Here is a 12,731-nt window from a genome sequence, read left to right as displayed (position 1 = left end):
AAAGAAGGAGCTAAACTTCTGCTAACCAGCGGGGATGAGGTGTAAAAAAGAATAACCATTTTCCGACGATTTTTTTTCGGGCAACCAGCGCAAAAAGCGCCATGTTTCGGCGGCCATGACCAGCCGAAACGACGCGAGAAATTCCCAACAGCTGCGGTCAGGGTTCTTTGGCGCTGCGTTGGCGGCCTAACGATCGTGCGGAAACGGCCTCGTCGCATGGCGATAAGGCCGTTGTCGTCCTGCCGTTTGCTATCTTATCGCAAGCGACAAAATGGGAGGCATGAGGCGGTGGTTTTATAACGCCCAGTTTTTCAATGTTTTATAAAATTCCTCCTATTTCCCGTATTTCGGACAGCCGGAAGTTTTTTTCTGAATCATCGAAGCACGGCGGGGTGTTTGTCAATAAAATTCCCAACTGCCGCAACCCAGTTATTCCATCGTGTCTGGTGGCAGGTCCTCCTTGTTTGTCCCCCACGACTGGTTGGGTTGCGCGCCCATCGTGAAGCACAGGGTTCCGCCTTGGCGAATCATGTCGTGGGTGATATAGGTCTTGGTGTATGGTTGCCCATTCCACGTGGCACTTTGGATATACATGTTGTCGTCGGAAACGCCGGGGGCCTCGATGGTGAGACGCCCAATTCGGGCACGCTTGAACGACGGCGTACCGATAATATAATAAGGTGTGGCCGGGCAAACGGGATAGAAGCCCAGGGCCGAAAAGATATACCACGCACTCATCTGCCCTGCGTCATCGTTGCCGGAGAGTCCGCCGGGCACGTCAAGATATTCGGTGTTGAGAATGCGGTGCACGATTTGTTGCGTCTTCCATGGCTGTCCGGCCCAAGCATACATGTAGGCCGTTTGATGGCAGGGTTCGTTGCCATGCCAATAGAAGCCACGCTCCGCCTCGGTTTCCCGCAGGGGAGAGGTGGTCAGCCCGAAGAGACTGTCTAATTTGGCAACAAAGGCAGACCGTCCGCCCATCGCCTCCATGAGTCCGTAAACGTCGTGGGGAACATAGAAGGAATAGTGAATCACGGCACCCTCTGTGATGAACGGCACCCGACCGGTGATATCCCGGTTGTTGAGCCATTGGCCGCTCTGATAGCGCCCGTCGGCCCATCTCGTTTGCGGATTCAGGACGTTGCGCCAGTTTCTTGCGCGCTTCATCAGGGCGCGGTAGTCATTGGTTTTGCCCAAGGCCTTGGCCAGTTGGGCCACGCAGAAGTCGTTGTAGGCATATTCGAGGGTGCGCGACACCTGCTCATGGGTGTGGAAAGCCTCCATCACCGAGTCTTCCATGGGAATATAACCGTATTTAAGATAACTTTTCAAGGCGCGCCGACCCATGCCGTTTTGATATTCCGCCAAAGTCTTGGGACTTTTAAAAGCATTTTTGCGCAACCCCTGATAAGCCACCGCAACATCAAAATGGCGATTGCCCTTCACATAGGCATCGGCAACAACCGATGTGGCATGGTCGCCGATCATGGCTGAGGTGTACGAGTTCCAGCAAGGGAAGATGGGCATCCAGCCGCCTTGCGTATACATCGTCGTCAGACTCTGCATCATCTGGCTGGTGCGGTCGGGGTCGATGATGTTGAGCAGCGGGAGTTGGGCGCGGTAGATGTCCCACATCGAGAAGTCGGAATACGTCTGCCGGTCAGCATCGCCTTGGGACGGAAACCAGCACACCTTGTCGGCCGCACTGGCGTGCTCACCCTTGGCAAACTGGGGAGCGTGGCCGTCGCGGTCGCTGATCACGCGGGGCAGAAACGATGCGCGATAGAGTGCGCCGTCAAACAGGTTTACCTTGTTGTCATCGTCCGACTCCACCGCTATGGTTTGCAGTCGCCGCTGCCAAATGCTGTCCAAGGCCAGTCGGGTGGTCAGAAAATCCCACCCGGGAATTTCCTTCGCGTTGCCCATGGCTCCCATCAAATCGTTGAAACTGCAGGCAGCCTTGGCCAAAACGGTTTCGCCGGCACGCACGTCAAAGGTGACAAAGGCCACCGAATCGCTCACGCCGCAGGCTTTGAACGGACGCTGGAATTGCACCACAAACCAACCGCTGAACCCTGCTCGCTCACCCCAACCCTGATAGATGCGGTGCACGGGGTTGTAGCCCCAGATGCAATTCCTGGCCGAATCCACCGTGACAAAGCCCTCTCCCTCATCGCTGTTGGGATTGACCACAACGTGCATCTCGCCCGCCTGTTCGGCTGTGAAGCGAAACAGCGCACTGCGGCTGCGCCCCGTCATTTCGGCATACAGGTGCTCCCGCGGCAGTTTCACGGCATAATAATACGGATGCGACACCTCTTCGTCGTGCGAGAACGGGGTGGCTCGCCGCGTGGCTTTCAGGCGCAGGGAGTCCATCATCGGCATCAGGGTAAACGAACCATAGTCCTGCGTGCATCCGCCCACCAACCAATGGCTGCCACGAAAGCCCTGGAAGAGGGAATCGCGATAATAATAGGGTGCAACGCATTTCTGCTCAGTGTCTTGCGTCTGGGGTGTCCAATACGTGTGACCATGGGGCTCCAGCACGGCCGGAAGGGTTTGTCCATGCTCTTCCGAGCCCTTGCCATAACGCCCCACCGAAGGGGTAACCGCGTAGTCGGTACCCACCATGGTGTTGATGGCACGCGTGCGATCCATCCACTTCTGCTTATCGAGATAATGCTGAGCATGCGCCTTCACGTCGTCCCACAGATGCCAGTTGGTGTTTCTCCCGGTCCGCAGCGCAGGCTGCAGTCCGCTTAGGGTCAGCGGTTTCTCGTTGAGGAAAAAGCCCACCACCCAGTTTGTTGCACTTTTGCAGAAAACCAACTGAAGGTTGGCAGCCATCGGCACGATTTCGTCGAGCTTCCCGTGGATGCCATCTGGGGCAGTGGGCAGGGTTGGAGTGGCTTTCAGGAGGGCGAGCAAGCGGTAGAGCGCCGTGTCATGACCAAAGCGCAGGTGAGCCGCCGGGCGACCTTGGGCCATGGCCTCATCGGCTTTGTCGACAAAATCCTGCCAGAGATTCGCCGCACATTGCGCGGGACTGTCACGGCTTGCAGCGCCCCGACCGTTCTGGTGGAACATCTTGGCGCAGTTCCAGACATACAGGGCGTGCATCTCCTCATCGGTGAACGCGTCGAAGAGGTTGATGTCCAGCCCCTCGATATCCTGCATATCCGAGGCGATGGTAAACAGTTCGGACATGAGTCGTTGTGCATCTTCCAACCGCGAAGGGTTCTTAAAAAGGTTGGCCGCAAAGCGATTAGCCGAAATGCCCAAGGGAATATTGGTTTCGCGCTGCAACAGTTTCAGGTCGGGAGAATCGTAACTCAGGTAGCGCATCTCGGCAGAATCGGCCACGGTCGTGATGTGCAGGGAGGGCTGTTGCGCCTTGAGTTCGTCGGCAAAAGCCTCCATACTCTTCATGCATCGGTCCACAATGCTCGAATGCGCCTCCACGCTCGCACCCCCGCGGAATATCATCGGAAAGTTGTGGAGCATGCGCCGCGCGATGCCGCGATGTTGTTTGGCCCCCAAGGAGGTGAGTTTTCCGCCGTTGCCGCGGGCATTCTCCCACACCTTTTGCAACCGAACGCGCACACTTCTACCCCTTGGGGTTAGGTTCGATTTGTCCGAAAACTGCTGCAACACCCACTCGTAGCGGCTGTCGTGGGGAAGCCATCGCGAGCCGTGTCGGCCATAATGACTGATGTAGAGCGGTGTGTAACCCTCGGGGATGTCTGCAAAAGCATTCGTCTGAGGGTCGGGATAGGCATAGTAGACACCCCCCATCTGCTCGGGAGTTTTCTGTGCGAACGCGACGAGGGCGAAGAGAAGGGTAAGGAAAAGGGCTGATGTCTTTTTCATTTGATGGGTTGTTGCAAGCATGTTGTTATTTGATCCAATCCGCCGGAACATTGTCGACATTCACCGTGATGTACCAGTCGATACCCAGCGGATTGTTTTCCATTTTCATCACCAAGGGCATAAATGGGCAGACCAACGGCCTGCCCATTTGAATTTCACAATCTATCAATAGCCTGGGTTCTGCTTCCAATTTGGATTAACATCAAGCTGATTGGCTTTGTGCAAGGGGAAGATTCTGCGCCTCTTGTCAAAGTTGGCGTTTGGGAATCCCTTTTTGTGGAAGCCGTATTCATCCTCGAAGTGCCCGAAACGAATCATATCCATGCGACGAAGGTTCTCGTCGAAAAACTCGCGCCCACGCTCCTCATAGAGTTCATTCAGCGAAGGGGTGTGGTCGATGGTCGGTGCATGGACATAAGACCGAATCTCGTTGAAGAGCGACTGTGCCGTCTGGCCTTTGGTTGCCGACGCCCCACGCACGATGGCTTCTGCCTTGATGAGTAGTATATCGGCATAGCGGATCAGGGGAAGGTCGTTGCTTTGGTTGCGCCCGTTCTTATAATCGCTGTTCACAACGAACCACTTGACACTACGGTTACCCTGTCGCCAACCCTCTAAATTGTCGCCCACATCGAGTGTTGCGTCCTGATTGACAAGTGTGATATCACGGGTAAGGACAAGGGGATTGCCCGCCCGATCCAAGCAAACCTGACTTGTCGGAAGTAAAGTAACGGGGTCGTAGACATGAACGGTTCCGTTGAGGATGTGAAGATTGCGCTCATCGCCCGGCAGATTGAATCGTCCTGCACACTCCGGTGTCATCGTGATATAGGCTCCACCGGAGTTGGACATCTTCTCACCAAAATAGCTTGGGTTGAGGCTCTTGATGTCCTTGTACGACCGCGAGCGCCCATATTGCATACCAACAGCATTCAAGGTGTGGTAAGGCATGGCATAAATGAAGTCCTTTATCTCCCCACTTTCCACCAATTCCGTGTTGTTGGGGCCGAATTTAAAACGATAGGCAACCGGCCCCAGCTCGAATTTGCCGGAGGAAATAATCTTGTCGCAGACCTTCACACAGTCGTTTAGCTTCTCGTTGGAGTAGTTGTCCGCATCATATTGGTCGACCGAGGCCGCCGTATAAACAGGCCAGTTGATATACAAACGAGCCAACAGCCCATAGGCCATGTATTTGTTGGGCTTGCCATAGTTATTGCCCGTTGTTTCCTCGGGAAGCGTCTCGGCTATATCCAACAACTCAGACTCGATCCACTTAGCTACTTCTGCCCGTGGCTGACGACTGGAAATGTCAACTCCTTTCTCCTTGGCATACGCCTCATCCACAATAGGAGCATCGCCAAAACAGTCCATCTCAATAAAGGTGAAGTATGCACGGATGGCGCGCGCAGATGCAATATACTTGGCATCAGCATTCGAATAGATCACTTCGTTGGCCTTCACCACCCCCTCGCCAAGGACGTTCATCCAGTCCATGGTGGCACATTCGGCATTGAAATTGTGCAGACTGGTGTTGGAATAAGCATAGCCATCCACCCAGTTTCCACTGTACGACACCGCTGTATACTCGTCGCTTGAGAGTGCCATGGCTTCCATATAGCGGCGCCCAAAGCAGTCGCGCATCTGGTAATATACACCGGCCATCTTCGACTCGACAGCCTCTTTGCTGCCCGGATATTCTATATATTGAGACTCGACATCCACATTCAAGTCTGTACATCCCACGGCAAGCATGGCCAGACATGCCGAGAACAGGTATTTTATAGTTGTTTTCATCATCGTTATAGTTGTTAGAAGTTGATTTTAGCACCCACAATCATCGATCGTGTGTGAGGATAATTGCTCCAACGATAATCCACTCCCGGATCAATACCACCCAAGTTGATTTCCGGGTCGAGACCCTTGTAGCCTGTGATGGTAAAGACATTGTTACAGGTGGCATACAGTTGAATGCTCTGCAGCCAGCCACCCAACTTGTTGAAGGTATAGCCGAGGGTAAGCGTTTGCAGGCGAACATAGCTGCCGTTCTCTATGAAGCGGTCTGAAGGAATGTTCGAAAGGTTGTCTGTTTTAGGTCGGTCGGTGATAAATTCCTTCAAGACGTTCTTGCCGCCGGAGAAGAAATCGGGTGCGGTATAGTGGGCACGCATACCATTATAGATGTCGTTGCCAAACACACCGGTGAAGAACATGTTCAGGCTCCAGTTCTTATAGGTGAACATATTGTTCCAACCCGCATTGAGTTTGGGTTGTGCACAGCCGGTGATCGTACGATCCTTGTACTCGGGAGAGTTGGTCACCTCGCCCGTTCGCGCACCCGTTTCGGCATCACGCACATAGTAGGTAGACTTGCCTGCATCGTCATAGCCTGCAAATTCGTAGGTATAGAACGTCCCGAGAGGCTCGCCCTCGATAATGCGCTGGGTGTAGCCGTTGGCTGACACGCCTGCAACCATGGGGTCGGCCTGCGAAAAAGTGGAGGTCATGTACTTGTCGTTGGACAACCTATCCACCTTATTTTTGTTGTGTGAGAGGTTCAACCCGGTGTTCCAAGAGAAATCCTTGCCGCGGATGACATCAACATTGACCGAGAACTCAACCCCCTGGTTGGTAATCTCGCCCACGTTGGCATTAATCCAACCAAACGGATAGATAAACGAAGAAACGGGATAACTCCAAATCAAGTCTTTGGTTTTCTTGTTGTACCACTCAACGGAGCCATTGATACGACCGCCCAAAAAGGCATAATCGAGACCAATATTGAACATGCCCGTAGACTCCCACTTCAGGTCGGGGTTGGCCAATTTGGTGGCCACCAGCGTTGCCCAGGTGTTGCCGTCATAAGTAAACACCTGACCGTTGCCACCGTAGGTTTTCACTGCCGTGTAAGCACCAAAGCCCAATGCATTACCACTGACCCCATAACCCAAACGGAGTTTCAGATTAGAGAGCACGTCTTGGTTCTTCATGAAGTCTTCTTCCGTGATGTTCCAAGCGGCACTAACAGACGGGAAGGTGCCCCACTTATGTCCGGAGCCGAACACCGACGAGCCGTCGCGACGCAGGGTAGCCTGAAGCATGTACTTGCTATTGTAAGAATAGCTGGCACGCCCATAGAAGGAAATGTTTCTTACTTTTTCCTTTACTCCGCTTTCCACGCCGGGAATACCGTCTATGGCGCCAGCGTAAGTCAGGTTGTTCCATTTCAGGTTGTCGTCAAAGAAGTTATGCACGGTCAGTCCAAAGCCATCATTGCTCACCTTTTCTTCCCAGGAATATCCTGCCATGAGCGCCAGCTTATGCACCTTGGCCAAGGTCTTTTCAAAGTTCATGTAGGTTTCAAAAGTGTGCTCGTCACCAAAATAGGTGTTCCGGGTTGCGCGTCCTTTCAGGTCTGCCACTCCGTCCAATTGGGTTTTGCGACTGTCATACGCACTATAGGTGCGTTGCCGGTTGTTATACGAATAGTTGGTGCTCCAAGTCAATCCGTCGACAATGCGAAGCGTGGCCTTGCCAATAAACTGTATGCGTTTCCACATGAACTCAGACGTATCTTCGTTGATGAGCGACACCGGGTTGTAGTTCTTGCTGCCCATTCCCTCTACCCATGAGCCGTCTGCGTTGGTCACGGCATTGGTCGGGTTGAAATAGTTCATGGCATCGAGCACTGAAGCACCCTCGTTACCCATCTTCACACCCTGGTGTTTGCCATACATGGCATTGACACCCACCGACAAATCCAAATGGTCTTTCAGCACGCTGGAGGTGATGAGCGAACGCACATTCAGCCTGTCCATGCCAGAACTTTTGATGACACCTTCACGATTGGTGTAGTTCAGGCTGGCCATATAAGATGTTTTCTTCGACCCGCCGTTGATAGACAGGCTGTGGTTATGGCTGATACCAGTGCGCAAAACCTCCTTTTGCCAGTCGGTGCTTGACCCGCCATCATAGGCATAGTCTATGTTGTTGGCCTTGACATATCCGCGAATATCATCGGCAGTTGCCATGTCGAGCGTCTTGAGCACCTGGTCAAAAGCCACATATCCGGCATAGCTCACATTGGTTCTTTCCTGCCCCTTCTTCCCGCTTTTGGTGGTAATGATAATCACACCGTTGGCTGCCTTCGACCCATAGATGGCCGTGGCCGTGGCATCGCGCAGCACATCGATGCTCTCAATATCATCGGGAGCCACCATGGAAATGTCTACACCGGGAATACCATCGATGACATAGTAGGGCGACATGGCCTCGCCGGGACGCAACGAGCTGGCGCCACGGAGCGTGATGCTCGCCCCACCATTGGGGTCGCCGTTCGATGTGACAATCAATCCCGGCACCTTGCCTTGGAGCATTTGCCCGGGGTCGGTAAACACACCTTTGTTAAGATCCTCGGCCTTGACCGTAGTAATGGACGACGTGACGTCCTTGCGGCGCATCGTGCCATAGCCCACCACCACCACTTCGTTCAGTGTCTTGTTGTCCTCTGCAAGGCTCACGCTCTGTCCCGGCGTGATGATTTGGTCCTCATAGCCCACGTATGACACTTTCAGTCGGGCATTCTTGCGCGTGGTGGTCAGCGTGTAGCGCCCGTTCACATCGGTCACGGTGCCATTGCCCGTGCCCTGTTCTATCACCGTTACGCCGATGAGCGGCTCACCTTTGGCGTCGGTAATCACACCACTCGTCTGGCTCTGTGCCATCATCGCGACGTTGCACAGCAACAGAGAGGCCGTGAGCACAATCGTGCGCGCCTCTTGTCGAATTAGATTTCGTACTTTGAACATGAATATTTGTTTTAGAAAATATATTCGGCTTGTATTGGGTGCAAAGATAACACCCGCTTGTTTCATTCCAGTTTCATCCGGGCTACTTCATCATTTCCACATCGAGCACGCAGTCGGTTGCCCGCTGCGACCATACGTCCGGTCGCCCTTTCACAAACGACTGCCCTTTACAGGGTCGCAGGTCTATCTGGGGATTGGGGTAATGAGTAACCCGAACGGGGCGAATCCTGACATTATTAAAATACACGTTATTCACCTTGCCCACAACATCTCCCCCGACAAAGCAACCGTTCTCCGAGGTGGCGAAGATGTTGCTGAAGTAGATGCGACTCACCTCGCCGCAGCGCCCCTCGGTCTCGCCCTCCGGAAACCTCCAGTTAGCATCCTTATGGTTGCCGTCGGCACGTGGATAACTCGTCACGTAGATGGGTTCGGCCTTACCCCACCACACATCGCTCCACAGCCGCAAGTCCATGATGATGTTGGAGAACGACACATCGGTCACCGTTCCCTCATCCCTGTTCTGGATACCCAGACCACGGTTGCTGCGGGTGATGATGCAGTTGTCGATGGTCACATTATATATAGAGTCCATGTTTTCCGACCCGATCTTGATGGCGCACGAGCGCGATGTCATCGTGCAGTTGGTCACGGTGATGTCGTGGGTAGGCCCATACTCCTGGTATTCGCGGCGGTTTTTCAGGCAAATGCAGTCGTCGCCCGACGTGATGTAACAGTTGGAAATGCGCACATGGCGCGAATGGTCGATGTCGATGCCGTCACCATTGCGTATCTTCAGATTGTTCAGAAGACTGATGCCCTCGATCACCGCATCCTCGCACCCGATAAGATGCACCGTCCAATAAGCTCCCTCCTTAATGGTCAGGTCGCTAATGCGCAGGTTGCGCACCCCGATGAGCGTGAGCACATGTGGGCGCGGATCGAAAGTGGTGGTGGGCTTCAGCTCGTAGGAATCGTGCAGTTCCCTGCCCATAAAGCTCACGCCGTTGCCATGAATCGTGCCACGCCCGCCAATGCGCAGATTCTCGATGTCCTTGGCCCAAAGCCACATCATGCCCTCGCCCCTGTTTTTGCCAAAAGCACTCAGCTGATAGATGCGCTCGTCGGGATTGGCCTTGAGCGTGGCGTTCACGTCCAGATAAAGCTCAATGTTCGATTTCAACTCCACCGGTCCGGCCAGAAACGTTCGTCCCACCGGGAAATAAACCCGTCCTCCCCCGTCGGCCGAACATTGGTCAATGGCACGTTGGATGGCCGCCGCATCGTCGGCAACTCCATTGCCCACCGCACCATAGTCCACCACATTATATATCTTCGGTTGTGCCAAAGCCACTTGCAAGGGCAGCAACGTCAGGATTAAGAAAGTTTTGATTTGTTGCATCAGATGTTCGTTTGGTTTGCAAATATAATAATATTTTACTACTTGATGAATTTTTTAAAAACATAATTGCAACTCGGCCACCCCGAGCGCATCTGAATCTCTCGGCGAGGGCCAATCTTTCCGTTTCATGCACTCTTCCCTCTTCCCTCTTCTCTTTTCCCTCTTCCCTCTTCTCTCTTCTCTCTTCTCTCTTCCCTCTTCATTCTTCCCTCTTCATTCTTCCCTCTTCATTCTTCCCTCTTCATTCTTCCCTCTTCATTCTTCCCTCTTCATTCTTCCCTCTTCTCTCATCCCTCTTCCCTCTAAAAAAGGATTCAAAGATTTTGACAAACAGCCTTCTATATTTCGTTGATTTCAAAACAAAAGCCCCTGTGGTCTGAAATTTGAGAAATTCGCGTAATTCGTAGTTTGCTATGAATCAGACGTTTAGCAAAACAGCCCTCGACAGTCTGATTTTTTCGTCTGCGATTGCATCGTGAATGGCGGTGCGATTAGGTTTTAACCGCACGGCGACTCGGCTGTCGCCGCATCGCCACGAAAGCCCAACCGCGCGGCCGTTAAGGCCCAACCGCCGTACAACGTCAGAATTTGCGCCGTGCCGACCGAAAATATTCGTCGTGAGCATGGCGCATTTTCTTCTGGTTGTCCCGAAAATCTCGACACGGTTATGGTGAAGTTTTATTGACAGCATGGTTTGTTCGGCACATCAACGAAGCCGGCATGATGCTCCCGGGTCGAGTGGCTGAATTTCAAAATCATGGTCTATTTTTCCTGAAAATGTAACATTTTAACGCTTTAGTAACATCTATCTTGTTTTTTATACTTAATTTCGCATTTGTAAGGAATAAACGGGGAGCATTCCCCATTTTTTAATTTACCCTCAAATTCGCAATTAAGCCCTTGAACGTCCTTATTGCGTTTACACGTCCTCTCATTCATCAAAAAAACAAATAGTTATCAGATACAACCCAGCAGTTGGAGAATGGCAGGGGTAAACATAGCCGTAAGGATACCATTGAGCGTAATGCCCAGACTCGCAAACGCTCCATGCTTGCTGCTCCACTCCATAGCTGTAGAGGCTCCCACTGCATGTGAAGCAGTTCCCATGGATATGCTCCGGGCAATAGGGCTATACACACGGCCCAGAGCCAGAGTGCGATAACCGAAGACAGCACCTATAAGACCTGTGACGATCACGATGGCTGCCGTCAGTGAGGGGATTCCACCCAACGACCCAGTAACCTCCATTGCAATAGGCGTGGTAACCGACTTGCTGGCCAAAGATACGATAATGATCTGCGGTGCACCCAGAAACTTGGCCGTGAGCACCACACTAACTATGCCCACAAGACAGCCCACAAGTTGGGAAATGAGAATAGGCAACCACAACTGCCTGATGGCATGAAGCTGCTGATAGAGTGGTACACCGAGAGCCACAATAGCAGGCTTGAGCCAAAAGTCGATAAGCGTACCGGTGGTCTTATATGTTTGAAATGATACACCCGTGACCTTGAGATAGCAGATAATGAGCACTATAGTGATGAGAATGGGATTGAGAAGTACCCAATGGGTACGCACCTGCATATAGCGAGTGAAATAAAACACCGCAAAGGTGAGGGCCAGAAGCACATATTGATTTGACAGAATATCCATAAACAACTGTGGAAGTGTATATTATAGTAAAGAAATACTCAGGCTTGATCTTTCTTCTCTTTACAGCGGTCACATCCTTCACCGTGGTGTCGGTGTAACCAGTGATGACGCTGCTCAAAGTGGATCACATAACGTTCGCTCTTGATCACGCTCTGATGCACATGTCCCGTCACCACCAGCACCAAGATGGTGCTCACCACCGTAGCCACGGCAATGGGCAGAAGTTGAGCACCAATAATGTCGAGATACAGCATGATAGCAACACCAGGTGGTACAAAAAAGAAACCAAGATTGGAAATCAAAAACTGAGAAAGATTTTTCACCCAACTCATTTTGACCCATTTCATTTTGAGAAAAAAGGTAAGAAGGAGCATGCCTATAATGCTCGAAGGAAGCTTGATACCGGTGAGCCATACGATCAGTTCGCCCAAGGCCAGACATCCAAAAATAATAAAAAATTGACGTGCCATGAATATTTGTTATCCTCATACGATATGCACTTTGGCACCTCGCAGCATATAGAAATGCACTGCAAAATTACAACAACACCTTAGACTATACAAATTTTAAGGGTAAAATATATATTGTAACTTTATTTAATAGATATGTGTCAAGCAGGTTAATGTAAAAGCAATCCATTTTTATCCTCGACAAAATAAGGAAGACCTCTGTTTTAATTAGTGTTTACTGAATAATTTATAATTTTTTGAAATACAATTAATTACATCGATTTATCTTTGGTTGTTTAACATAAAACTTGTACTTTTACAGTGTTAAATCATAAGTGAGATGAAGTATACTTCACATTTGAAACAGTTATCTGTCGATGTGTTCCGTTCATCTTTTGATGAGCTTGACAAGAATAATCGCTGAGTAGAATTAGGCGATCTTCTTCCTTGGACAGAACTGGAAAAGGTATACCTCAAATCCGCAGCTAAGCCCAATAAAAGAAAGGGGAAGTAATGGAAAGGAAAATAACACTATCAAAGGAAGAT

General features: G+C 51.5%; 7 protein-coding genes. All 7 read right to left on the bottom strand.

From position 1 onward, the window contains the following. Window positions 1-429: 429 nt before the first annotated feature. Window positions 430-3,873, bottom strand: coding sequence for a GH92 family glycosyl hydrolase (locus tag HMPREF0645_RS03360; protein WP_044123167.1), 3,444 nt, complete (start codon window positions 3,871-3,873; stop codon window positions 430-432). Window positions 3,874-3,898: 25 nt separating this feature from the next. Further along, window positions 3,899-4,021: a hypothetical protein gene (locus HMPREF0645_RS14320; protein ID WP_272866889.1), complete on the bottom strand. Its 123-nt coding sequence runs from the start codon at window positions 4,019-4,021 to the stop codon at window positions 3,899-3,901. A gap of 17 nt (window positions 4,022-4,038) precedes the next feature. Further along, on the bottom strand, window positions 4,039-5,670 hold the full coding sequence (locus tag HMPREF0645_RS03355) for a RagB/SusD family nutrient uptake outer membrane protein (RefSeq protein ID WP_044123262.1): 1,632 nt from the start codon (window positions 5,668-5,670) through the stop codon (window positions 4,039-4,041). A gap of 14 nt (window positions 5,671-5,684) precedes the next feature. Next, window positions 5,685-8,681, bottom strand: a complete 2,997-nt coding sequence (locus HMPREF0645_RS03350; RefSeq protein ID WP_044123166.1) for a SusC/RagA family TonB-linked outer membrane protein — start codon at window positions 8,679-8,681, stop codon at window positions 5,685-5,687. 82 nt (window positions 8,682-8,763) lie between these two features. After that, entirely contained in the window at window positions 8,764-10,083 is a 1,320-nt protein-coding gene (locus tag HMPREF0645_RS03345) for a glycoside hydrolase family 28 protein (protein ID WP_007173445.1), read from the bottom strand. 957 nt (window positions 10,084-11,040) lie between these two features. After that, window positions 11,041-11,736 (bottom strand): LrgB family protein, encoded by a 696-nt coding sequence (locus tag HMPREF0645_RS03340; protein ID WP_007173444.1) that lies wholly within the window; start codon window positions 11,734-11,736, stop codon window positions 11,041-11,043. 38 nt (window positions 11,737-11,774) lie between these two features. Further along, entirely contained in the window at window positions 11,775-12,206 is a 432-nt protein-coding gene (locus HMPREF0645_RS03335) for a CidA/LrgA family protein (RefSeq protein WP_007173443.1), read from the bottom strand. Window positions 12,207-12,731: the final 525 nt, after the last annotated feature.

It is taken from the genome of Hallella bergensis DSM 17361 (assembly GCF_000160535.1).
In the GTDB taxonomy this organism is placed as follows: domain Bacteria; phylum Bacteroidota; class Bacteroidia; order Bacteroidales; family Bacteroidaceae; genus Prevotella; species Prevotella bergensis.
Note: the sequence above shows the minus strand (reverse complement) of the source record. Positions and strands in the feature narration are given on the sequence as shown.

Coding starts and splice junctions, on each gene's coding strand:
- HMPREF0645_RS03360 (WP_044123167.1), bottom strand. CDS start 3,873: ATGAAAAAGACATCAGCCCTTTTCCTTACCCTTCTCTTCGCCCTCGTC.
- HMPREF0645_RS14320 (WP_272866889.1), bottom strand. CDS start 4,021: ATGGGCAGGCCGTTGGTCTGCCCATTTATGCCCTTGGTGATGAAAATG.
- HMPREF0645_RS03355 (WP_044123262.1), bottom strand. CDS start 5,670: ATGAAAACAACTATAAAATACCTGTTCTCGGCATGTCTGGCCATGCTT.
- HMPREF0645_RS03350 (WP_044123166.1), bottom strand. CDS start 8,681: ATGTTCAAAGTACGAAATCTAATTCGACAAGAGGCGCGCACGATTGTG.
- HMPREF0645_RS03345 (WP_007173445.1), bottom strand. CDS start 10,083: ATGCAACAAATCAAAACTTTCTTAATCCTGACGTTGCTGCCCTTGCAA.
- HMPREF0645_RS03340 (WP_007173444.1), bottom strand. CDS start 11,736: ATGGATATTCTGTCAAATCAATATGTGCTTCTGGCCCTCACCTTTGCG.
- HMPREF0645_RS03335 (WP_007173443.1), bottom strand. CDS start 12,206: ATGGCACGTCAATTTTTTATTATTTTTGGATGTCTGGCCTTGGGCGAA.